The organism is Moorena sp. SIO4G3, assembly GCF_010692305.1.
GTDB lineage: Bacteria > Cyanobacteriota > Cyanobacteriia > Cyanobacteriales > Coleofasciculaceae > Moorena > Moorena producens_A.
On the sequence record NZ_JAAHIG010000112.1, the window covers coordinates 1 to 23715 of the forward strand.

At 44.2% G+C, this 23715-nt stretch carries 19 protein-coding genes; 12 read left to right on the top strand and 7 right to left on the bottom strand.

The genetic code is table 11. The features are described 5' to 3' along the window. Positions 1-125: 125 nt before the first annotated feature. From F6J99_RS20190 to tig, 6 genes are all read right to left on the bottom strand, one after another. A complete protein-coding gene (locus F6J99_RS20190; protein WP_070394331.1) occupies positions 126-482 on the bottom strand; it encodes an iron-sulfur cluster assembly accessory protein in 357 nt (118 codons plus the stop codon). Between the two features lie 272 nt (positions 483-754). Then, a complete protein-coding gene (locus F6J99_RS20195; RefSeq protein WP_293114695.1) occupies positions 755-1867 on the bottom strand; it encodes a tetratricopeptide repeat protein in 1113 nt (370 codons plus the stop codon). Positions 1868-2371: 504 nt separating this feature from the next. Continuing rightward, a complete protein-coding gene (locus F6J99_RS20200; protein ID WP_293114697.1) occupies positions 2372-3211 on the bottom strand; it encodes an alpha/beta hydrolase in 840 nt (279 codons plus the stop codon). A gap of 123 nt (positions 3212-3334) precedes the next feature. Next, positions 3335-4681: an ATP-dependent protease ATP-binding subunit ClpX gene (clpX, locus tag F6J99_RS20205; protein WP_070394328.1), complete on the bottom strand. Its 1347-nt coding sequence runs from the start codon at positions 4679-4681 to the stop codon at positions 3335-3337. Positions 4682-4694: 13 nt separating this feature from the next. Then, positions 4695-5384 carry an ATP-dependent Clp endopeptidase proteolytic subunit ClpP gene (gene clpP / locus F6J99_RS20210; protein ID WP_070396835.1) on the bottom strand — a complete coding sequence of 230 codons (690 nt, stop codon included), beginning with the start codon at positions 5382-5384 and terminating at the stop codon, positions 4695-4697. 322 nt (positions 5385-5706) lie between these two features. Further along, a complete protein-coding gene (gene tig / locus F6J99_RS20215; protein ID WP_293114699.1) occupies positions 5707-7140 on the bottom strand; it encodes a trigger factor in 1434 nt (477 codons plus the stop codon). Positions 7141-8065: 925 nt separating this feature from the next. On the opposite strand from tig, the gene F6J99_RS20220 reads away from it, so the two are divergent. From F6J99_RS20220 to F6J99_RS20255, 8 genes are all read left to right on the top strand, one after another. Further along, the gene (locus tag F6J99_RS20220; RefSeq protein ID WP_075902068.1) at positions 8066-9103 is read left to right on the top strand and encodes an aspartate-semialdehyde dehydrogenase; all 1038 of its coding nucleotides are present in this window, start codon (positions 8066-8068) and stop codon (positions 9101-9103) included. A 114-nt stretch (positions 9104-9217) separates the two neighbouring features. Next, positions 9218-10102, top strand: coding sequence for a 4-hydroxy-tetrahydrodipicolinate synthase (gene dapA, locus F6J99_RS20225; RefSeq protein ID WP_293062397.1), 885 nt, complete (start codon positions 9218-9220; stop codon positions 10100-10102). 367 nt (positions 10103-10469) lie between these two features. Next, positions 10470-12230, top strand: coding sequence for a ribonuclease J (locus tag F6J99_RS20230; RefSeq protein ID WP_293114703.1), 1761 nt, complete (start codon positions 10470-10472; stop codon positions 12228-12230). Between the two features lie 892 nt (positions 12231-13122). After that, complete coding sequence (locus tag F6J99_RS20235; protein ID WP_070394323.1) at positions 13123-13500, top strand: Mo-dependent nitrogenase C-terminal domain-containing protein; 378 nt, start codon at positions 13123-13125, stop codon at positions 13498-13500. Positions 13501-13560: 60 nt separating this feature from the next. Further along, on the top strand, positions 13561-14331 hold the full coding sequence (locus F6J99_RS20240; RefSeq protein ID WP_293114705.1) for a hypothetical protein: 771 nt from the start codon (positions 13561-13563) through the stop codon (positions 14329-14331). Positions 14332-14489: 158 nt separating this feature from the next. Further along, entirely contained in the window at positions 14490-14741 is a 252-nt protein-coding gene (locus F6J99_RS20245) for a hypothetical protein (RefSeq protein WP_075902058.1), read from the top strand. 54 nt (positions 14742-14795) lie between these two features. Next, positions 14796-15971 (top strand): murein transglycosylase A, encoded by a 1176-nt coding sequence (locus tag F6J99_RS20250; protein WP_293114707.1) that lies wholly within the window; start codon positions 14796-14798, stop codon positions 15969-15971. Positions 15972-16142: 171 nt separating this feature from the next. Then, complete coding sequence (locus tag F6J99_RS20255; RefSeq protein WP_293114709.1) at positions 16143-16361, top strand: hypothetical protein; 219 nt, start codon at positions 16143-16145, stop codon at positions 16359-16361. On the opposite strand, the gene F6J99_RS20260 is transcribed toward F6J99_RS20255, so the two are convergent. Beyond that, on the bottom strand, positions 16358-18004 hold the full coding sequence (locus tag F6J99_RS20260) for an ABC transporter substrate-binding protein (protein WP_293114711.1): 1647 nt from the start codon (positions 18002-18004) through the stop codon (positions 16358-16360). The two genes, F6J99_RS20255 and F6J99_RS20260, sit on opposite strands and share 4 nt — an antisense overlap. Positions 18005-18656: 652 nt before the next feature. Between F6J99_RS20260 and F6J99_RS20265 the strand changes: the two genes are divergently transcribed. From F6J99_RS20265 to F6J99_RS20280, 4 genes are all read left to right on the top strand, one after another. Beyond that, positions 18657-19880, top strand: a complete 1224-nt coding sequence (locus F6J99_RS20265) for an RNA-guided endonuclease TnpB family protein (protein WP_293114713.1) — start codon at positions 18657-18659, stop codon at positions 19878-19880. Between the two features lie 63 nt (positions 19881-19943). Continuing rightward, positions 19944-21110 carry a DUF6745 domain-containing protein gene (locus F6J99_RS20270; protein WP_293114715.1) on the top strand — a complete coding sequence of 389 codons (1167 nt, stop codon included), beginning with the start codon at positions 19944-19946 and terminating at the stop codon, positions 21108-21110. Between the two features lie 330 nt (positions 21111-21440). Beyond that, the gene (locus tag F6J99_RS20275) at positions 21441-22235 is read left to right on the top strand and encodes an RNA methyltransferase (protein ID WP_293114719.1); all 795 of its coding nucleotides are present in this window, start codon (positions 21441-21443) and stop codon (positions 22233-22235) included. Positions 22236-22467: 232 nt separating this feature from the next. Next, on the top strand, positions 22468-23715 hold a 1248-nt coding region (locus F6J99_RS20280; protein ID WP_293114717.1), incomplete at its 3' end, for a serine hydrolase.

The following is a 23715-nucleotide window of genomic DNA, read 5'->3' on the forward strand; positions in this document are numbered from 1 at the left end:
TCTTGCGCCCTAACTAGATATAGCACTACCTATAAGCGCGAACCTATATAGCTATAGCGCCACTGCCTAATTCCTCTAGTCCTTGGTGGTGGTCTTGAACTGACAGACTTTCAACTAACAATCCCCTAAACGCTAAACGACTTACCACAGCCACAGCTTTGATTGGCATTGGGGTTGGTGAATTGGAATCCACCACCAATCATAGCATCGCTATAATCCAGTACCAGACCGTAGAGATAAAGCAGACTTTTTGGATCACAGATTATTTTGAAACCATCGTAGTCAAAGATTTCATCATTCTCCCGAATGTTACTAGGTTCTTCAAAATCCATCATGTAAGACAGTCCTGAACAGCCTCCCTGGCGAACACCAACTCGCAGGTAAAGGTCTTTTCCTTGGCTTTGTTGCAGGGCTAAAACATGCTTTAGGGCTTTGTCTGTCAGTTGAATACCTTTTTGCTGTGACTCAGTTGCTTGTGCCATTGCTTACTTTTGACTCCTAATTTTCCTTGGTGTTAAGTTATTGTGCATCGTCAAGAAAGATAATTATCAGCCTCTAATCTTAGATGCACGCTTATACGCTCTCATCAAACTAGATGCTTCACAGCTTATACCTAAATCGGCTCTGCCAGTTCACAGTTTTGCTGTTTATCGATAATTATCTAATTGTCGTTAAATGGAAATTATTGGGGGTTTGAATCTTTATTGTAACGAGTCTTTAGGCTACCAGGCATTAATCATTCTACGTTGCATTATCAATCTAAGTTATGGTTTAACCTTCCACCGTGACTCAGATACTGGCTAATCTCTTCTTCACTAACTCGGTAACCACAGTTAATGATCATCTTCTGTACTTGTTTGCTGCACTGCACCCCTTGCTCAGATATACCCAGACAGTTATAAACTTTTTTCAGTTGAGAGAATTCAAGCTTTTCATGGAACAAGCTCTCCCCCTCCCGAGGATGGGAGATTTCTTGCCAAAGTCTTAAGGCTTGTAAGTGATACGCTAAGGCATGGGGGTAATTTCCCAAGTGGTAGTGAACCGCTCCGATATAATCTAAGCTTCTGGTGTTACCATGAAGTGATTTACTCAGTTCCTGACCAATCTCCAAAGCTTGATGATAGAAATCCAATGCCCGTAGTTCCTCACCTAGTCGGAAGTAAACTGTGCCAATCCTCTCAAGAGTAGTTAACTTGCGACTAGAGTAACGAGAGGATGTTTTTTTTTCGTGAATGGTTAGGGCTTGCTCCAAGACAGCAAGAGCTTGACGGTATCTTCCAAGCTGGGTATAAGCTTCCCCTATATTTGCCAGTGCTCTGCCTTCGCCCTCAATTGAATTGCCTGAGTTTTGAAAAATCTTCATCGCTTGGCGAAAGCATCTCAGAGCCAGTACTGGTTGATGCCAGCTATTGTGAATTTCCCCTAGGTGATTAAGGATTTTAGCAATCTCTGAGTGAGCTTGAGTTTTTTGGAAAATCCTCAATGCTTTTAGATAAACCTTAAATGCCTTATCATCCTGGTTAGTCTGGGAATAAGCCATGCCGAGATGATGAAGAATGACCCCTAAACTCTTGGGTGAACCAACATCATTGGCCATTTGTAAACTTTGCTCGAGACACTTGATTCCCCAGGCATACTCTCCCAAACGGCAATGAACTAACCCAATGCGTTTGAGAGTATCAACTTGAGCAGCCAAATCTTCGTTAGTTTGACAAATTGCTAAGGTGTTTTGCAGTGTTTTTAGTATATTTTGTAACTGATTTTTGCGATACTTACGAGATTGAGGCTGGACAGGGTTATCTCCTGCAGTCTTGTTTTGGTGTTGCTCGACTTCGGTTTCAACTAGATTCTGAACCAGATGTGCCATAGTAATATTGCTCCCTGATGTAGATGGGGGGGATGATGGAGCCCAAGAAACTTGAGTAGCCCATCTCCCTTGCTCATTTTCAGCAGTTATGTCTCTGTTTTACCTCGGTTTCCAGAGATAAGATTCCTCACAACTTGCTGTATATTCCTAAATATATTTTTCAGTAAGTTAAGGAAATTATTGAGCTATTTATAAAAATTAACATCAGTAGCCTATGCACACTAATCTGGAAAGACCTAGTTGCCGTCATACATACTACCTTCTTTCCCGATCTCCCCGTTAGCCGGTTGCGGAGGATGCGCTTCTTGAAGCAAACTCACTCTCAAAATCTGTCCGGAGAAGGGTCACACCTACTCGAATAAGGAAGTAGTAGATGCACCCTGATCACCGCCCCCAGCTTTTACAGGTTGGGGGTTTCCTGATTTTTTTACCTATTCCTCTGTGGTTCAGTCTTCTGAGCACTAACCACTTATTTTCCTCGAAGAGTAGTAATTTCTTTAAGCCTCAGCTAAGACAAATAAACTCCCGCAGCTGCTCTAGATAAACCCCTGGAGCCTCCAACATCGGAAAGTGAGCTGTATCAGGAATTTCAACATACTTCACGTTTTCACTTAATTGTGAAGCTCTACGCCCTAGTGCTGAAGGAATAATTTTGTCGTATTCACCAGAAACTAGCAGGGTTGGCACCTTTAACTGAGCGAACTTATTAGGCATTACCTCAGCCGCATACTTACTAACCGCAGTCAGCATTGTTCCCAAAGCTGCCTCATAATCTGCCATGAGGTAATCTGCCAAAAAAACCCGGCTCACTGCCCTAGGTAGGGGATGGTGCAAAAATCGCATCATGAACACGGTACCGGCCAAGGGAATATTTAACAACCAACCGGGGCGGAACCTAACTACTAACTCACCAACTTTGTGAAAAGCGGTGAAGGATTTCTCGTCATAATCAAAAATACCGCTATTATTCAAAATTGCCTGCTCAACCCGCCCAGGATAACGATTGAGAAACATCGTAGCAGCAGATGCCCCTAGGGAGTGGGCATTGATATAGATACGACCAAGTCCCAGGGTATCTAACAACACCACTAAATCTTCAGCATAGTCCTCCATCTCATAGGTCAAGTTTGTCCCCTGTTGGGGTAATTTTGACCTACCAAACCCCCTTAGGTCATATAGGAGGCAGTCAAAGGTATTGGATAGAGCTTTAGCGGTACTTTCCCAGTAGCGAGACGAGCCACACCAGCCATGGATAAAGACCATCACAGGTTTATTTCCAGAAGCTGTTGACTTCTTTACCCATTCATAGTAGTGTTCTACACCCCGAATTTGAATGTAAGGCATTTTTCGACCTTTGTCCTTTGTTAATTGAAAATCAACAATCAACAATCAACAATCAACAATTAACAATTAACAATTAACAATCAACAACCAATAAATTTGATTTTGAGCAATGACAAATTACTACTATGCTGATTCCGGCTTTGGCAATGAAGAAGGATGAACCAATAGTTCAGCAGTTGAACGCTTCTCTACCATTTCCCTAGTGATTGTACAGCGAGTGACATCCTTACGAGAAGGCAACTCGTACATCACTTCCAGCATCAATTCTTCCACAATGCCCCTTAACGCCCTAGCACCAGTTTTACGACGGTAAGCTTCCTGGGCCAACGCTCGAATTGCATCTGGCATAAACTCCAAGTTAACATTGTCCATCTTCAGCAGCTTCATATACTGTTTGACCAGTGCATTCTTGGGTTCTGTCAAAATTGCCATCAGGGCTTCTTCATCCAGGGGTTCAATGACCGCTACCATTGGTATCCGACCAATGAACTCAGGAATCATGCCGAATTTCACCAAGTCATCTGGCTGCAAGTGTCGCAGAATATCCGCTGTGCGCTTTTCCTTCGACTGATTCTCTCCAGGCTGAATAAATCCCATGGAACGCTTGCCTAGGCGTTGCTCAACCACCTTATCCAAACCAACAAACGCACCACCGCAAATAAACAGAATATTGCTGGTGTCAATTTGAATGCAGTCTTGATAAGGATGTTTGCGTCCACCTTGAGGGGGCACATTAGCAATGGTGCCTTCTAGCATTTTCAGTAATGCTTGCTGGACTCCTTCCCCAGAAACATCCCTGGTTATGGAGGGATTTTCACTCTTGCGGGCTACCTTATCGATTTCATCGATATAGATAATCCCTCGCTGGGCTTCCTCTACATCCAGATCTGCCACTTGCAATAGTCGCAGTAAGATGTTTTCTACATCTTCGCCAACATAACCAGCTTCTGTCAGGGTTGTGGCATCTGCCACAGCAAAAGGCACATCTAATATTTTGGCTAAGGTTTGGGCGAGTAATGTTTTACCACAACCAGTAGGACCAATTAGAAGAATGTTGGACTTTTGTAGCTCTATGCCATCATCCATTATTCCCTGACCCTGACCCTGAGCTTTAGATTGGAGCAAGCTTAGGCGCTTGTAGTGGTTGTACACAGCAACTGACAGAACTTTTTTGGCTTCCTCCTGACCAATCACATGGTCATCTAGATACCGTTTAATTTCCCTGGGTTTGGGAATCTGATTCATAGAAATGCGGTTAGCACGGGGACGACGTTTCTTGGCAGGTTCTGGTCGAGGAGCAGGCTGGGGAGCAGGCGCACCGGAATCGAGTAACTCCTCATCTAAAATTTCATTACATAAATCAACACACTCATCACAAATATAGACTCCGGGGCCAGCAATTAATTTGCGTACTTGCTCTTGAGACTTACCGCAGAAGGAACATTTTAGATGGGAGTCGTATTTAGACATAAGAAGCCTCTTTCTAAATAGAAGCGACAGCTGCTTCCTGGTTAGGAAGATTCTGCCGGGAGATCACCTGGTCAATTAAACCATAGTCTTTAGCTTCCGCCGCTGACATGAAAAAGTCGCGTTCGGTATCTTCGGCAATTTGAGCCACCGGTTTACCGGTGTGATTAGCCAGTAATTCGTTAAGGGTTTGCTTGTGGTATAGAATTTCCTTAGCTTGAATTTCTATATCCACCGCTTGTCCCTGAGCACCGCCAAGGGGCTGGTGAATCATAATCCGAGAATTGGGCAATGCCATCCGCTTACCAGCAGCTCCCCCTGCTAGGAGAAATGCGCCCATACTAGCAGCTAAGCCATAGCATATGGTAACCACATCTGGGCGCACTTGCTGCATAGTATCATATATTGCCATCCCTGCAGTTACCGAGCCACCTGGGGAGTTGATATACAATTGGATATCCTTTTCCTCGTCTTCAGCTTCTAGGTATAACAGCTGGGCAACAATTGAGTCAGCTACCACATCATCGACCTGGGTGCCCAAAAACACAATGCGTTCTCGCAGCAGCCGCGAATAAATGTCAAATGCCCGTTCTCCCATTCCAGACTGCTCTACCACCATTGGTACAACACTACTGGAGGTGATTTGGTATTTATCTATAGAACTTAAGCTGGTGATTGAGCAATGAGGGGACACAGATTGCAGCATAGATTGCAGCATAGGATACAATTTGCCAAGACCTCTCGATTTATTAATAAAGGTGCTATCTAACAAGGGCACGAATAGGCATAAAGTCAAAGTCTCTATAGAAACTATTATGCCTTAACTGTTTGCTTGTTGGTGCAAGAGTTGACGGTTAGAGAGTTGAGGCTTATCTATAAGCCTAAGCTGTTGAGGATCTAGTGTTGAAAAGCGATCTAAGCTGAGCCTTGGGTTTCAGCCTCATAATTCTAAAAGTTAAATCCGTAACACCTTAGCCACTCGCTACCAAGTCCCCTGGGAAGATCACCAACAAGACCAACCCTAGGATTTACTCAGAAACTGGTTCAGCTGGTACTTCAATAGTCTGGGAAGCCGCATCGGTTGTTTCTAGTTCAGTTACTGTAACAGCCGTGTCTTCTGCTTCAGTTTCTTCTTCGGTGATGGTTCCTTTGGGAACCAGCTCTATAGTACCGTGATCTTCTAAGCATTTAATGGCTTTGAGTTTGAGCAAATCCGACTCGACAAATTCCCGCAGGCGATCCGGATCTACCTCTTGACCAGCCAACTGCTTCATCAATTCTTGACTTTTCGCTTCTATTTCCGAATCTTCAAGGGTTAGGGATTCACGTTTAGCTACTTCCTTAAGAGCTAGGGATTGTCGGAGGCTTTGGATAGCATCAGGACGTGATCGCTCTCGCAGCTGTGGTAGATTCTCTTCAGTAAACAGCCTTTTAACATCCATGCCCAACTGTTGCATCTGGATTGCTGTTTGGGTCAAAATTGTTTGGAGTTCCTGGTCAATTAGCGTTTCAGGCAAGTCAACTTCAACCTTTTCCAGGAGCGCGTTGATTAAAGCCTCCTCCTTGCTGGCTTGCGTTTCTTGATCAGCTTTTTCCTGAAACTCCTGCTGTAAATATTCCCGTAACTCTGCCAAGGTTTCCTTATCACTAACTTCTTGAGCGAAGTCGTCATCTAACTCTGGCAGCTCTTTTTCCTTGATTTCTTTTAGGGTGATGCTAAAGACCGACGACTTGCCAGCTAAATCTTCTAGGGGGTAATCTTCAGGAAACGTCACTGCTACTTCTTTATTCTGATCAGGATTCATACCAACAATCCCTTGAAGAATGTCCTCTAGGAACTTGCCTTCCCCAAGTTCAATTTCAAAATCCTTAGCTTCACCGTTAGGTATTACTGAGCCTTCATCCTCTTCGCTATCACTAGTAAATCGACCGACATAATCCACAACGACCACATCTCCCATCTGGGCTGGGCGTGATTCCACTGGTACTAGGGTAGCCTGATCAACACGCCGTTGTTCGAGAAAATTATCGACGGCATCCGGTTCAACCTTAGTTTCCTCAGCTTTCACACTTAAGCCATTGTATTCCCCTAAATTGACCACTGGTGGCACATCCACCGATGCGGTGAAGGTTAGGGGTTCTCCTGGTTTGAACTGGCTGAGCAAATCTTCTAAGGTAGAGGTTAAATTATAGTTTCCTAGTGCCTCAATTTGGGCTTGCTCAATCGCCTGCTTTAGACTACTGTCGAGCAACTCTTCGATGGCAGCAGCTTTTACCTGTTGGGAACCAAGACGTTGTAGCAAAACCTGACGGGGTACCTTCCCTGGCCGAAACCCAGGAATTCTGGCTGTGCGGGAAAGGTTCTGTAAAACCTTTTCATAGGCTTGTTTGGTCGTTTCAGCCGGAATTTCAATTTCCAGAGCAACCTGGCTAGCGGGAAGTTTTTCCTGAGTTACTTTCATTGACGCTTGGGTGTGAAGAGTTAATTGTTTAATTAGTTGGGACAATGGATAGTCAACCTGGCTTAATCAAAGATTCCACCTGGGGACTCCTATATTACTTTAGGTGTTGCCTGCTTGGACCAACAAAATTCACCAAAAAGATTTACATTGTTTCAGCCAAGGTATTTATCCACATGCACTAGTTGCCCTAGCCGACGCTTTGCCATCAAGGGGTTTGGCAACAAAGTCCCTTTGACTAATTTCTCAAGGGGTTTGAGTCAAAACCCCGATATCCAAAGGAGTAGAGGGTAAAACTAACCGTTATCAAGTATCGATACACATGGACAACCTCTACCTCCGATGGAACTAGACAGGAGCATCGAAAGCAATTAAGCAATTATGGTATGCTGATCCTAACAACCAGTTAAGCGTTAAGCACATCTACCAGTTCCTTTCTGGCAGTAGAGACAACTATATATAGGTAGTTACTGCAGCCTTTAAGCAAGCTCTTAGTCGATCAGAGCTTTTCAAGTCTACCTAACACGCCAGTCGATGACTCTGGCCTGGGCTTAATAGGGCAGTGTAAGTGATTACACTCGATCTAATTGATAAGTTTATTAATATGTGGGCATTCCAGGCATTTTATTAAGACGCCAAGGGGCTATAGCGAACAGGGTGAGGGCAAGAATCAATAAGGAGGCATTATTATCAACAATATTGATAAAAAAGTGCAATAGTAATGATAATCAAGGCTTATTCTGGTCATAATCCTTGCCATATATCACATTTTGGCTCAATTGTGATGGCGCTTACCCTGCTAGACCGAAGCGTTATCAGAGGTTAAATACCTAGTAAGGGAAAAAAAATTTAGATACTCTTAAAGAATGCACTGATTAAATTATTAAAACATTAAGTATGTTGAATTGAATGAGTGGAGGAAAGTCATTTGTCTAGTCAAGTTCGCGTTGCCATCTTAGGCGCAACTGGTGCTGTAGGTGAAGAACTACGGTTACTCTTGCAAAGCCGAAACTTCCCACTGGCTGACCTTAAGCTGTTAGCCTCACCCCGCTCTGCTGGTCGTGTCATCCCCTTTGAGGGAGAAAAGTTACGAGTCGAAGCGGTGGGAGAGCACTCTTTTGATCAGGTAGATTTGGTCTTAGCATCAGCTGGGGGGGCAACGTCGAAAGCTTGGGCAGCTATTGCTGTAGAAAGTGGTGCAGTGGTCATTGATAACTCCAGTGCCTTTCGGATGGATCCACAAGTACCTCTAGTGATTCCGGAAATCAATCCAGAGGCAGCGGCAAATCATCAAGGAATTATTGCCAATCCCAATTGCACTACGATTTTAATGGGTATGGCAGTATGGCCATTACATCAGGTACAGCCAGTAAAACGCATAGTGGTAGCTACTTATCAATCCGCTAGTGGTGCTGGAATGAAAGCAATGGAAGAATTAAAATTACAGACTCAGGCAATTTTGAAAGGAGAAACGCCACCAACAGAAAGCTTTCCTTATCCTCTGGCATTTAACTTGTTCCCCCACAACTCCCCCTTAAATGAGCAGGGGTACTGCCAGGAAGAAATGAAGATGGTCCATGAAACCCGCAAAATATTTAATGCTCCACAGTTAAAAATTAGTGCTACCTGTGTACGGGTTCCCGTACTGCGTGCTCACTCAGAAGCAGTTAACCTAGAATTCGACCAACCTATGCCAGTAGCTCAGGCAAGAGAAGTATTAGCCACTGCCCCTGGAGTAAAACTAGTGGAAGATTGGCAGGCGAACTACTTCCCTATGCCTATTGATGCGTCCGGTAATGACGAAGTACTAGTGGGTAGGATTAGACAAGACCTTTCTCACCCTTGTGGTCTAGAAATTTGGTTGAGTGGAGACCAGATTCGTAAGGGTGCTGCCTTGAATGCAGTGCAAATTGCTGAGTTATTGGTAGCCAAAAATTGGCTAAAGACCTTAGTCCCAAGTCCTTAGTCCTTTTTAGAAGCGCAAAAAGTATTCTGGAACAGCAAGCTTTACCAAAGAGCAATGACTAATGAATAATGGCTAATGAGCAATGACCAATAATTAATGAGGAGTTAGAAAAGGGTGGTCAATTTTGGACGTGTGCTAACGGCGATGATTACGCCGTTAAGGGAAGATAGCAGCGTCAATTATGCTGTGGCAGAGCACTTAGCAGCTCATTTGGTTGAGAATGGGACAGATACTTTGGTGGTATGCGGCACCACTGGAGAGTCTCCTACCCTTACCTGGGATGAAGAGTACCAGCTATTTCAAGTAGTCCAAAAAGCAGTTGCAGGTAAAGCCAAGGTAATTGCTGGAACGGGTTCAAATTCTACAGAAGAAGCGATCGCTGCTACTGAAAAAGCTGCTAAACTAGGGTTAGATGGATCATTACAAGTTGTACCGTATTACAATAAGCCGCCACAGTCAGGACTATACCAACATTTCCAAGCGATCGCAAAATCGAGTCCTGACTTTCCCCTGATGCTCTACAATGTACCGGGTCGCACAGGACAAAATCTCCAACCGGAGACGATTGCTCGTTTAGCCCAAATTCCTAATATCGTAGCTGTCAAAGAGGCTAGTAGCGACTTCGAACAGACTAGTCAAATTAGGCGTTTAACCCCACCGGATTTTGCCATCTATTCTGGCGATGACTCCTTTACCCTAGCCACCCTGGCACTAGGAGGATCAGGTGTAGTTAGCGTAGCCAGTCATCTGGTTGGTTCCCAAATCCAACAGATGATTCAAGCTTTTGAGGATGGGAAAACTACCGAGGCGACTCTTATTCACCTCAAGCTTTTTCCCTTATTTAAAGTACTCTTTTGTACTACCAATCCTATCCCGATCAAAACAGCACTAGAACTTCAAGGTTGGCAGGTGGGTAGTTTTCGCTCACCGCTTTGCGAGCTACCCTCTGAATTAAAATCCCGTTTAAAGGAGGTTCTAATTGAGCTGGATTTAATTTAAATCAGTACTCATTTTTTTGTACCAATTACCTTTCATCAGATCTATTTCATCAGATCTATCTTCGCTTTGTAAGGTAGAAAAAATGAATGACTGCTTAGGGAAGACTATATTAGGGATTTTGAGGTAGATTAGCGAGCTATTAATAGTTGATTTAAGTTGGGCTTCCTTTATCCCTAATCTTTTTCTATTATTTTAATTTCTATTATTTTATTTCCTATTATTTTCACGTTTATTTGCTACTAATGATTTTATCATAAAAAGCTCACCATCATTGATGGCTTTATATGTGTGATTGATATCTATATTAAAAAGGTAATTGGTATCATTTGTTTAAATTTTTACTAGCCTGAAAAAACCGAGGATTAAAATGACTAAGCAAACATCTAAACCAGCTTTAAAAATTATTCCCCTAGGCGGACTCCATGAAATTGGCAAGAACACTTGTGTTTTTGAATTCAATGACGAAATCCTGCTCTTAGATGCTGGGATTGGCTTCCCTAATGATGAGATGCATGGAATTAATATCGTCCTCCCCGATATGACCTATCTACGGGAAAATCATCACAAAATCAAGGGCATGATTGTCACTCACGGTCATGAAGACCATATTGGTGGCATTCCCTATCATTTAAAGCAGTTTGATATTCCCGTGATTTATGGACCTCGCTTAGCCATGGCATTACTTCAAGGCAAGCTAGAAGAAGCTGGTGTAGCTGACCACACGGAATTGAAACGTGTAATGCCCCGTGAAACGGTACGTATCGGTTCTTCATTCCTTGTAGAATTTATGCGCAACACTCACTCGATTGCTGATAGCTTTACCATTGCCATTCATACGCCAGTGGGTGTGATTATCCATACAGGTGATTTCAAAGTTGACCATACCCCTGTCGATGGAGAATTCTTCGATTTCCAAAGACTAGCGGAACATGGGGAAAAAGGGGTCTTGTGCTTGATGAGTGACTCGACTAACGCCGAAGTTCCTGGACATACTCCATCTGAACGTTCGGTTTATCCGAATCTAGAACGAGCCATTGCCCAAGCACCAGGAAGAGTCCTAGTGACTACCTTTGCCTCCTCAGTTCACCGGATAAGTATAGTCCTGGATATCGCCCAAAAACAAAACCGGAAGGTGGCAATTGTGGGTCGTTCCATGCTGAATGTGATTGCCCACGCTCGTAGCCTGGGTTACATTAAATGCCCAGATAACTTGTTTGAGCCGTTAAAAGCCGTTAAAAATATAGCACCAGAAAAAATTCTGATTCTGACAACGGGTTCTCAAGGTGAACCGCTAGCCGCAATGACTCGCATTTCTAAAGGGGAACACCGGGAAATTCAAATCCAAGCAGGGGACACAGTGGTCTTCTCTGCCAACCCCATTCCTGGTAATACCATTGCGGTGGTGAATACCATTGATCGGTTAATGAAGCTGGGAGCCAATGTTGTATATGGTCGTAAGCATGGCATTCATGTTTCTGGTCACGGCGCTCAGGAAGACCATAAACTGATGTTGGCTCTAACACGACCAAAATTCTTTATGCCGGTGCATGGTGAACATCGAATGCTAGTTCAACATGCCAAGATGGCTCATAGTATGGGTATCCCTGTGGAAAATACTGTGATTACCGACAATGGGGATGTGGTGGAGTTATCTGAGGACAGCATTAGTATTACAGGTAACGTCCCCTCAGGTATTGAACTGGTAGACCGCACTGGTATTGTTCATGACAATGTTTTGAAAGAACGTCAGCAGTTGGCGGGAGATGGAGTAGTGACTGTAGCTGCAGCAATCAGTTGGGATGGCAAACTCCTTGCCAAGCCAGAAATTCATCTGCGGGGTGTGGTCTCACCGTTAGAAACATCCCTCCTGCAACAGTTGGTGATCAAAAGAATTGAACGGACATTAAGCGATCGCTGGTCAGATTTTGATAAATCCTTGACAGGCAAACCGACGGAAATTGATTGGGAAGGCTTGCAAAAGCAAATTCAAGCTGACCTCCAGCGTTTAGCTCGCCGGGAACTCAGGAGTCGTCCGTTGGTGGTGTTCTTGCTGCAAACCCCAGAGGAACCACCAGTTAAGGTCACAGGTACACGACGTCGGCGCTCTACTGCCAAGGTGGCATCATAAGCAGAAGGGTAAAGGTTCGCCGTTGGCGTCCTTTTTCCCTTATTTTCGTCCTTAATTCCCAAAAAGACTGACTTCAACACTCAGAAACAACTAAATGTTGAAGTCAGTCTTTTTTTTTATGACATTAGAGCCACTGATGAGTTATTCTAATAGCAATGATGAGTTATTCTAATCAGTGTGATTACTCAATCCCTATTGCCAAATTGCCAAAGTTCCGTAAGACTGACCAAGCTTGGTCCTTACGGATCTTGGCAGCATATCAGTAGATGCAGTTAATTACACAGATAAGCTAGTTTCACAGATAAGCTAGTACACACTAAACTGATCTATTCGAATTGGTCACAGCTTTTTGGCAGTTGATGCTTAACCCTTAACAGTCAACTATGTTTTAAGCGCGCTACTTGAAAAGCTGCCCTTGCCAGCTATCAGCTCTGATGCCCCTGTAGCGAAGGAGCTGACGCTGGAGTACTAAACCAAAAGCTCAGTTTATGTCCCTCGGAACTATCGCGCACCAATGGCTCCAATTGAGTAGCGTAAATGGGTATTAGCTTACCTGGTTTACACTAACTGCTATCTATAGGATTTTTCCTAACCTAGTCATGTTTGTGTCGATTGACTATATATATTTAATTCGATTTTAAGATCAGCTGCTGATATCCAGCGGCGAAAAGACCCTATTCCAATAGTGATAGGGTAAGGACAAAAAAAAGGCGGTATGCCTGTAATAACCATCAAGATCGGCTCTCCTCAGACAGAGGGGGGGTGTTATCTTGCTCTGGCAAGATATACATAAAAATGATCCTCTGTCAATCCGGTATGAGAAAGATATCTTGTGTAGTTATATTACAGGCGACTGGATTACCGCCTACTAGTAGTATCACAGGTAAAAGACATGAGTGTATCTGATTATACAATAAGTAAGCTAATCATTACAAGTCGGGTTTGGATTAACCCAGGAACAGATTCCTCCAAGATTACAATTCCTGCTTTACTCGGCAAGACCAGGAAGACTTTTGATCTGCTGGAGTCATTACGGCAGTGGCTGAACCAAATTGAGGTTGATAACCCCAAATTAGCCCACCGTCTCTGCCGACTAATTCCAGCCCAGTGTCCTTTTGAACGGCAGATTAAACTGTTCAATCGCACTCTACTTCGGATTCCACCATTGTGTAAACTCAATCCTGTCTATGATGAAGTGGTAGCCCTGCGCTTCCGAGCACTGTCTTATCTGGCCGATGAATGTGGTGAAGATATCACCTGTTACTGCTAAAATTCCGAAACGAGAATTTTAGCTGCAGGCGTCGGGAAACCGTGCCTATTAGAAAACATCATGGCCATTATTGCCCTAAAAGCCTGGTATCTCCAAAAGTACGAACCCATCAAAGAATTGGAGAAACGCCACCATGACCTGCGTTTGAGCAAAAATAGTTTGCTTAAGTCAGGCTTAAGAGCAGATTTTTTGGATGATAGCCAGGATGTGAAAAACTCTGAATGGTTTAAGCGTTACCTAGCAGGGGAAACAGTCGAGTTCTACATAGAAGGTAGTGGGGGCTATGCTATTTCCAATATTGACTTGATTTCTCACGAGATTTACTTCACGAAGCGAGAGGTAATGGCGCAACTGTCGCCAATAATCTTTGTGAGTTACCAGAACGAATACAGTGCCTCTAGTGAGGCTTTGCGTAGCACCCTGTCAGATACCCTAGACACCTTTAATCAGCGATCGCGTTTACCCTTAACCCTAGAAGAATCCCGACGCCCAATTGGTGAACCAATGCGCCTGGGGAGTACCCAGATGCGCAAAATCCGCAAAAGTCTAGTGTTCATTGCTGATGGCACCCCGGTGGCTGGTCTAGCAACGGAAAACAAACCGTTACTGATCCCTAGTCCCTATGTTTGTGTCGAAATCGGCTATGCTTTAACGGCTAAGCCGACGGAACAGATTTTGCTGGTGAAGATGGAACGACCAGATTTACCAGGACAGTTCCCTTTTGATCTGCCTAGCTACCAGCAGCTGATCTGGCAAAATCCACAGGAACTGCGCCAAATGTTGCCAACGGTGATGGAAAATTTGTTGAAACGGTTTAATTTATCAACCTAAGTAGTCTGTGAATGTCAAGCAAGACTGGTGGATAAAGGACAAAGGACGTGTAAGGGGATTTGGTGTATTGGGAATCTCTTTGACCTTTGTCCTTTGACTTTTTGCCTTCCCCTTCAAGGTCGCTGATAATAGTTGGGATGGATTAAGGAGAATTTTCGATGCCAAGAACCCCAGACGAGTACGCTGTTCACATTCTTTTGTCAAGTGGTCACCGGGAAGAAGTACGGTTTGCCACAATTAAAGAGTTTCAAAAGTGGTATAGTGGCGAACTTATCCCAAAATCTAACTCTGAAGACTTCATTAGCGTACCCATTAAAAATGTTCAAGGGGAGTACATGGTTGTACGTCCTGCTCGTATCACTGCTATGCGGGTGGAACCTATTTTCTCTGGTAGCGTCGAACGTTTTTAATACAGCTTGACTGCTTTGACTGGGCAATAGCTGGTGATTAAATTCTTGGCAAGTATGAGAAAAACTCTAACTCGGATTTCCCTGACTATAGGAATAGCCCTCCTAGCGATTAGTGGTGCTGCAGTTGCTAGTGTTCCGCTGCAAGCGGTTCAACTAGAGACTGTTCAGTTCAATCAGGATCCATTGGGTTTAGATGAACAGCTGTGGAAGCGTCCTGGTGCTAACTCAGGGGACTGGCGAGTGATGTTGAGGGCGATAGACAATAGCTTGCGTTATCTGAAAACCCCTAGTGCGGCTAAGGCTTACCAAAACTATTCCGTACCAGGAGTAACTCGCGATCGCGTCCGCCGTTCTCTAGTCCGTTTCCGCCAACTGCTGATCAAGTCCCCTACTCCTCAAGCGCTGCAAGCTGCTATCCAACAAGAGTTTGTCTTTTACAAGAGTGTGGGGAAGGACAATCAGGGAACTGTTGGGTTCACGGGTTATTTTGAGCCAGTGTATGCTGGGAGTCGTACACCTAGTGCTGAGTATCGCTATCCCCTTTACCGACTACCTTCTGATTTCCAACGTTGGCAAAAACCTCACCCAACCCGTGCCGCATTGGAAGGATGGGATGGTTTAGGGAAAAATAGCCCACTACGAGGGAAAGAACTAGTTTGGTTACGCGATCGCTTAGAGGCGTTTTTGGTTCACGTTCAGGGTTCAGCGCGAGTTAGAATGCCGGATGGCACCTTGATGAGCGTGGGCTATGCCGGTAAGACGAGTCATCCCTACACTAGTATCGGGGGACAACTGGTTAACGATGGCAAGATGGAGCTAGAAGGACTGACCCTGCCTGCGGTGATCGATTATTTCCGCACTTCACCGACGGAACTGAGTCAATATTTACCCCGCAATAAAAGTTTTGTGTTCTTTCGGGAAACCAGGGGAGCACCTGCTACCGGTAGTCTTGGTTTGCCAGTAATGGCTGAGCGCTCGATTGCTACGGATAAATCTATCATGCCTCCAGGAGCCTTGGCTCTTATCCAGACTAGTATTCCTTATCCCAATGCTGTGGGTCAGTTGGAATCTAGGCTGGTCAGTCGCTATGTGTTGGATCAGGATACGGGCAGTGCGATTAAAGGGCCGGGTCGAGTGGATATATTTATGGGTACTGGTAAATTGGCAGGTAATCGGGCAGGGCTGATTAATGATACAGGAGAGTTGTACTATTTGTTGCTTAAAAATTAAGACCACAAAATAGTGCTCAAGCTTTAACTATAAACTTGAACTATTAAAAAAAACTTTAACTATCAAACTATACATAAAATTATACATAAAAATTTACTCTAAAACACACCTGATCGCCTACATTACCCGTTGAAACTGAGAATAAAGGCTAAAAAAACGAGGTAGGTCAATATGAGTGGTTCTCAAGGGTCAAACCAAAATTCTTTCAGTCAGCTTGATGTGGTTGCTGTGATGTTTTTCAGTTCTTTTGTACTTGGCTTTATTCCTATTAATATTGCTTTTAACCAAAACCTACCAGTTAATGAAGATTTTGTCAATCCAACAGAAGTAGAACTTTGGGGGGGTGAACTTTCCCCCGGCTTAAAGCACGGGGGCAGCCCGTTAACCTAATTTCCCTTATCAATCTCCCACAGTGGCAATTGTTGAATTGGGTCTAACTGGACATTCTTTAACCCTGACTGGGCAAAAGCATATTCCTTTGGTTGCCATAAGGGTATTAAGGGTACATCCTTTGCCAGCAGTTGTTGAATCTCCGCAAAAATCTGCTTTCGAGCGGCTGGATCTGATTCCCGACGCTGTTGCTGAATCAGTTGATTCATGCGATCGCTATAATAAAATGACCCCTGAGAGCGACTGGCTCCAGCTTCACACCCTTTCCCAAGGGAACCTTTAGTACAACTAACTAAAGGCTGAATAAAGTTATCGGGGTCAGAAAAGTCAGGATACCAATCGACTAAGGCACTCTGATAAACTCCCTTACCTAGATTGCCAAAGAAATTCGCTGACTCCACAGTTTGGGGCTGGATTTCCACAATCCCCCCAAGTTCCTGGGCAGCATATTCTTTGAGAAGACTCGCAAGTTGTTGTCGGGTTGCTGAACCTGAGGAATACCAAATTTCTAAAGTCAACGGATTGTCTTTAGTAAATCCCGCTTTGGCTAGCAGTTCTTTGGCTTTGGCAATATTACCGTCACCGTAGGCGTCTTTAAAGGTTGGCTTGGAGACATCAAAGCTAGTGGGAATGATACTAAAGGCTGGTGCAGCTTGGTTTCTTAGCACCCGTTCGTTGATCAGTGTACGATTAACAATCGCAGCGATCGCTTGTCTGACTTCTGGCTTATTCAACGGTGCCATCTGGGTATTGAGCACCATGTAGTTAATATTATTGCTGGGAGATTCTATGACTTGCCAACCGCCAGACGCTGCTCCTTTTTGCAAACTGAGGATTTGATCGGGATCTAAACTTTGATAACCAATGTCTACAGCACCAGTTTTGATGGAATTGAATAAATTAGCGGAATTGGTGAGGATTTGAACGTTTAATCCCTGATTGGGGGGTTTTTTACCCCAATAGTCTTCAAACACATCTAGGCGAATCCCATTAGGACTAAACTTGACTAGTTTATACGGACCAGTGCCTACAAATTTGGTCGGTTCAAATTTACCACTACCAATTTCATAGGCATTGGGGGAAACAGCACAGGTTCCAGAGAAAGCTAACAGTGCTGGAAAGGCAGCGAAGGGATTTTTGAGTTTAATCGTGAGTTCGTACTCTCCAGAGGGTTCAATCGAATCGACCAAACCTTCGAGTAGAGAAGAGGGCTTGCCACCATTTTCGATAAACCGACGCAAGGAAAATGCCATGGCTTCAGCGTTAAATGGGGTGTTATCATGGAACACTACACCTTGGCGTAGGGGAATGGTGTAAGTTAAGCCATCCTTGCTGATGGTAGGCATAGCAGTTGCCAGTTGTGGCACTAATTCTGAGGTACCCAGCTTGTAGGTATAAAGGCGATCGCCTAAGCTGTAATGGATGTTACTAGCTGCTAGTTCATAGGCATCGGCTGGATCGAGGGTTCTCGGTTTTAGGGTAGTACCGATGGTGAGTCTATTACTGTTACTGGTGCTGGAGGAACCTGTCTGTTGATTGGTAGGAGAACCACCACAACTAATAATTAGGAAGCAGCTACAGAGGAATAAAGCTAGGAATTTGGTAGTTGAACAGTGTTTGCGGGATAGGGGAAACCAGTTCATGCTTTGGTAATTGTGATTAGCGACGAGTAATTTCTTATCGTAGCTATCTTATAACTCCTTGCAAAAAATATAGCGTTTTAGAATACAGCGATGATTGATCTAGAGGGGGGTTCTTCCGTAATTAGTATGCTAATTTAGCCTAAAAAATAAACTATCAAAATATCAAAGCTATATGACGTAGTAGGTTGATTTAATGTAACCCATTATTTTAGCATAAAAGGTACCGAATAGCCACATTATTTAATCCTCAATCCTAAGCAGTCAAACACAAGCTGATAGCTGATAGCTGATACCTGACAGCTGACCTAATTTGTGAAGAATTGTTACAAAAAAACCTACTTTAGTATAAAAACAGCCAGCTTAACTTGAATAACTAATTAGATCCCATAACTCGTAGCTAACTAGCGTTGGATGAAAACACTTCCCCACTTACTAAACTTAGCACTCAGCACTCAGCACTATTCTCAAATCGGGATTTAACAAATCGGGGAGGCAAGAGGGGTCGAAATTCCCCATCCCTATGCACGGGTGGGGATGGATAGACCCCTGGCCTATGGCCACGCTACGCGAACAAGAGTATTTAGCGATAGGTTTACTATGTACCACAAAATATATATAATGGTACATAAGGTCGATAGATGAGGTAAAGGCATTGAGACACCAAGCCGTCAAAGTCAGAATATATCCAACAAAAGAACAAGTTCATATACTTGCTCAGCACTTTGGCTGCGCTCGCTGGTGGTGGAACTACGCACTGAACCAGTGTATAGAAACCTACAAAGAAACAGGCTTTGGATTGTCTCGCGCTGCCCTTAATTCTATGCTGCCAAAACTCAAAAAAGATAAAGAGACTGAATGGCTAAAAGATTGTTACTCTCAGGTGTTGCAATCTGTGAGTTTGAACCTTAGTCGTGCTTATCAAAACTTTTTTGATGGAAGAGCTAATTATCCTAGATTCAAGTCATATCATCATCGTCAATCAATTCAATATCCACAGCGCGTCAAGCAAGTAGGTGACTGCCTGAAGTTTCCAGGAAAACTAGGAATTGTCAAGGCTAAGATTCACAGAGAACTAGACGGAGAAATCAAGACTGTTACAGTTAGCAAAACTCCGTCTGGTAAATATTACGCTTCTGTGCTGATGGAGTATGATTCAGATGATGTACAACCTTCTAAAGATGGAAATATCATCGGGATTGATTTGGGTATCAAAGATTTTGCGATCACCTACGATGGCGAAAAGACTTCTAAGTTTAGTAATCCCAAGCACCTAGCTAAATACGAACAAAAATTAGCCAACAAACAACGCATTGTTGCCCGGAAGAAAAAGGGGAGTAATGGACGCATAAAAGCCATAAAAATTGTAGCTAAGGTATACGAAAGGATTGGAAATGTCCGCCAAGACTACCTACACAAGCTATCTAGAAAGATAGTGGATCAGAACCAAGTAGTGGTAGTTGAAAACCTAAATGTCAAGGGCATGGTTCGTAACCACAAATTAGCTAAAGCAATATCTGATTTAGGCTGGGGAACTTTTGTAAACTTCCTTGATTATAAATGTGAAAAAGAAGGAAAGGTTTTAGTAGAAATAAACCGATGGTTCCCCAGTTCTAAGACCTGCTCTAATTGTCATTACCAAATCAAAGAGTTACCGCTTGATGTAAGAGCTTGGACTTGTCCAAGCTGTGGAACCCACCACGATAGAGATGGTAATGCGGCTAAGAACATTAGGGCAGAAGGGATCAGAGTGCTATCCTCCTCTGGGACGGGGGAGGTCAACGCCAGTGGAGAAGAAGTAAGACCAAGACGTGGACGTCCGTCCAAGTTGAGGCATTCTTCAGTGAAGCTGGAAGCCCCAACCTCCACGTTCGCGTAGCGTGGCCATAGGCCAAGTAGGTTGGGGTAGTTCACTGGGAATATCAAACACAGGTATGGCGATATGTGGCAACCCAACATAAAAAATCTTACCCCAGAGCAAGAGACTTTAATTTCATTTTATAAAGAAAAATGGCACAACTTATCTTTATTGACTGGAGCTATTGATCGTCACGAAGCAACAGTAGCCGTAAACGCTGCCTATACAGCCATTGGCAAACCAGTACCAGATACTGTTTTTTGTGATAGCCCTTACGGTTTTTTTAAAATTATCCTGAACCAACTCCAGCAACACATTGACAGCCAATTAAAGAGTCAACTCCAGCCACGACTAGAAAGTCAATTAATCAGTCAACTACGGCAACATCTCAACACCCAACTCGGCAAAGAACTCCAACAAGAGCTACTCTACCAACTCGGGCGGAAGCTGAACATTAAACGGATTAGCCGTCAACTTGAAGAGAAACTGTGGCAACCCTTGGACACTTCCATGGGAACCCAACTACACAGGCAATTGCAAAACCAATTGTTATATGAACTAGATACCTCAACAGTTAGCCAACAGCGAATTCGAATTGGCTTGCAAGTACTTGAACAACTGGGGACTGAATTGAGACTATTCATGTCACCCTTATACTGGAGTATTTACAGTAGTCGCTTTGACTTTTATATTTCCGTCTTAAATTGCCCTCACCATCAAACCACATGGGAAATATTCCAATCCCTAGTCAAACACTGCAGTTGGATGTTCCCATTTGAAAACATCTGCTTCGTTTGCGATCGCCCAACCAAGCTCTCATTTGACACTCAACACCGCCTTCATAGAGAAGGACAGCCAGCCATGGAATTTGCTGATGGTTTCAGCTTATACTCCTATCACGGCGTGACACTACCAGAAAAATACGGGACACTCAACCCGAAGCAGTGGCAAGCTGGGTGGCTTTTAGAAGAACCCAACGCTGAACTTAGGCGAGTCCTCATTGAAGGAATTGGTTACGCCCGAATTTGCCAAGAGCTAGAAGCACAGCGATTGGATTCCTGGCAAGAATACACCCTATTAAAAATTAATAACGATATCGATATCGAGCCAATTTTTCTACTCAAGATGACTTGTCCTAGCACCAACTTTGTTCACATTATGCGAGTGCCGCCTCATGTAGAATCAGCCCGTGAGGCAATTCGCTGGGTAAATTGGAATACTGATCCAGAGGAATTTTTAGTCCAGACTTGAGTCCAATTCAGGTTAATATCAAGTGGTTAATACCAAAGTTGCCTTCAAAGATAGCACCATGTCTTGATCCAAAGCGCGAGTGGGGGAAACCCCCGCAGGTCGGCGCTGCATCGCTTCCCTATGAGCAGGGAAAAGAGGAAGCAGGACTTAAGCAGCGACTCTAGCTGTAGGGTGCCTTAATAACGCATCCTAAACGATCAGCGCCTTTGTGGTCCAGTTTTGCCTAAGTCCTGAACTTGCAGAAATGGTGCAACTGTTTTGTGCTGGAAGGGTGACCTTCAAGCTACCCGACAAGGCACGCCTGGGCAAGAACAACCTTCAACCTTGAAAATGTATATGGGAGTCAGGATTGTTTTAGTAGAACCCGCTGGTCCATTGAATGTGGGTTCTGTAGCGCGAGTGATGAAAAATATGGGGTTATCCCAGCTGGTGCTAGTGAATCCTCAGTGTGACCATCTCAGCCAAGAAGCACAGCAGATGGCAGTGCACGGGGTGGATATCTTAGAAAAAGCCCAAGTCGTAGCAACCATACCAGATGCCTTAGTCGGGTGTCAAAGAGCGATCGCAACCACTGCTCGTAGCCGCGCCATCCCCACTACTCTCGAACATCCCAGAACCGCCTTACCCTGGTTATTGTCAGCTGGCGTAACCTCTGCCCTGATTTTTGGCCCTGAATCTAGGGGATTGAGCAATGATGAACTCAATCATGCTCAGCGGTTTGTCCGGATTCCCACTAGTTCGACCTATCCAGTCTTAAACCTAGCCCAAGCCGTAACAGTTTGCTGTTATGAACTTTATCAATATCAACTTTATCAAAGTACACACCAGCCATCACCGGTCCCAAGTCAACCCTTATCCCCCGCTCCCCCCTACCAAGATTCTGCTCCTTTAGACCAGATAGAACGCTACTCTAACCATCTAGAAGCCCTATTATTGAAAATTGGTTATCTTTATCCCCATACCAAAGCAGCACGGATGGAAAAGCTGCGACGTCTATTAAACCGAGCAACCCCCACCACAGAAGAGATCAACATGCTCAGAGGAATGCTCCGCCAGGTAGAATGGGCCCTACAATTTTTGCCAAAGTCTGGGGTAGATGATGCGTCAAAACCAAAGCAGTCCTAAAATAGGCTTGCATAGGTTGTATTGGAGGTGTGATAGATGCCCGCTTCAACGGTTGGTACTAGATCAAAACTCTGTAATCGGAACACTCAAGAAAAACTGAAAGGGAAGCTTGATAGCGCTACATCCATTAAAGTTCTCTCCCTTATCATTAGACCATACTCAGAAAATTCCGAGAACTAGCAGATTGTTTCCGGTTTTATGTATCTGGTAAACCTCAGCCTAAGATTCAGCAGTGGAAAAACAAAAGAAACCAACCTCCTCCCGCCGCCGCCCGCGTCGCCACCTTACTAAACAGCCACAAACTAAGGAGATTAAACCCTCCAAATCCCAACCAAAACAGAAAGCGCGCCGCCAAAGCTCATCCGCAAAATCACATAAATCTCGGTCAACCTCGCCACCTACCCCCCGTACCCGTGCTCGTCTATCCCGTTCACCAAACCCTTCTGCAATTCGCTCCAGTCAATCCCAGCTGAGGGTAGCATACCGAACACCCCAGTTACCAAACCTTCGTAGAAGACTCAATCCCTTTGCTACATCAGCATCCTCATCCTTGCCCACCATAACCAATTCTCGTAATCCAATTCGGCAACGTCCTCAGCCACAATTAGTTGCTGATTTCTCCCCTAAATCCTCCAAAACAAGCCAACTAAAAGCTAGACTACCCCTCCCAACCCCCAATCACCAATCTGTACAAATTCGGAGAACTCGCCGAGAGCGCCGTTCCGAAAACTCCTCTACCAGGCTATGGATTTTGATTATCCGTTTGCTGATTGTGGGAATTGGTCTCGGAGCGATCGCAGGTACCGTATTATCGAGCTTGGGTACTGCTAGCCAACCATCTACCAAAACCACAGACAATGCTCCCATTGAAGTCCAGCAGACTTTGAGTCAGACAATTAGTTCTCAATTGACACCCCTGCTGCTCAACAAATCTCCCTTACAAAAACAAATTCAAACTCTAGTAAAGCAACACCCCCAATTGCAACCCGGAATCTTCATCCATGATCTCGATACCGGTGCTTTCCTAGAATCAAATAGCCGTCTGATTTTTCCTGCTGCTAGCACCATTAAGTTACCAATTCTAATTGCTTTCTTTCAGGATGTAGATGCAGGCAAAGTTTTCTTAGATGAATATATAACCATGAAACCAGAGATGATTGCTGGTGGTTCTGGAAACATGCAATATCAAAAACCAGGCAAACAGTACAAAGCTCTGGAAGTAGCCAACAAAATGATAACCATTAGTGATAACACGGCTACGAATATGCTGATTGAACGTCTTGGTGGCATCGAAGTTCTCAATCAACGATTCCGCTCTTGGGGGTTGAAAAAAACTGTACTTCGCAACCCCCTACCAGATTTGCCAGGAACAAACACCACTAGCCCAAGAGAACTGGCTAGTTTGATTTTTAACCTTGAGCAAGGTAAGTGGATTTCTCCCCAATCTCGTACTGACCGGATCATAATATTGATCAGGTCA

Coding starts and splice junctions, on each gene's coding strand:
- F6J99_RS20190 (WP_070394331.1), bottom strand. CDS start 482: ATGGCACAAGCAACTGAGTCACAGCAAAAAGGTATTCAACTGACAGAC.
- F6J99_RS20195 (WP_293114695.1), bottom strand. CDS start 1,867: ATGGCACATCTGGTTCAGAATCTAGTTGAAACCGAAGTCGAGCAACAC.
- F6J99_RS20200 (WP_293114697.1), bottom strand. CDS start 3,211: ATGCCTTACATTCAAATTCGGGGTGTAGAACACTACTATGAATGGGTA.
- clpX (WP_070394328.1), bottom strand. CDS start 4,681: ATGTCTAAATACGACTCCCATCTAAAATGTTCCTTCTGCGGTAAGTCT.
- clpP (WP_070396835.1), bottom strand. CDS start 5,384: ATGCTGCAATCTGTGTCCCCTCATTGCTCAATCACCAGCTTAAGTTCT.
- tig (WP_293114699.1), bottom strand. CDS start 7,140: ATGAAAGTAACTCAGGAAAAACTTCCCGCTAGCCAGGTTGCTCTGGAA.
- F6J99_RS20230 (WP_293114703.1), top strand. CDS start 10,470: ATGACTAAGCAAACATCTAAACCAGCTTTAAAAATTATTCCCCTAGGC.
- F6J99_RS20235 (WP_070394323.1), top strand. CDS start 13,123: ATGAGTGTATCTGATTATACAATAAGTAAGCTAATCATTACAAGTCGG.
- F6J99_RS20240 (WP_293114705.1), top strand. CDS start 13,561: ATGGCCATTATTGCCCTAAAAGCCTGGTATCTCCAAAAGTACGAACCC.
- F6J99_RS20245 (WP_075902058.1), top strand. CDS start 14,490: ATGCCAAGAACCCCAGACGAGTACGCTGTTCACATTCTTTTGTCAAGT.
- F6J99_RS20250 (WP_293114707.1), top strand. CDS start 14,796: ATGAGAAAAACTCTAACTCGGATTTCCCTGACTATAGGAATAGCCCTC.
- F6J99_RS20255 (WP_293114709.1), top strand. CDS start 16,143: ATGAGTGGTTCTCAAGGGTCAAACCAAAATTCTTTCAGTCAGCTTGAT.
- F6J99_RS20260 (WP_293114711.1), bottom strand. CDS start 18,004: ATGAACTGGTTTCCCCTATCCCGCAAACACTGTTCAACTACCAAATTC.
- F6J99_RS20270 (WP_293114715.1), top strand. CDS start 19,944: ATGTGGCAACCCAACATAAAAAATCTTACCCCAGAGCAAGAGACTTTA.
- F6J99_RS20275 (WP_293114719.1), top strand. CDS start 21,441: ATGTATATGGGAGTCAGGATTGTTTTAGTAGAACCCGCTGGTCCATTG.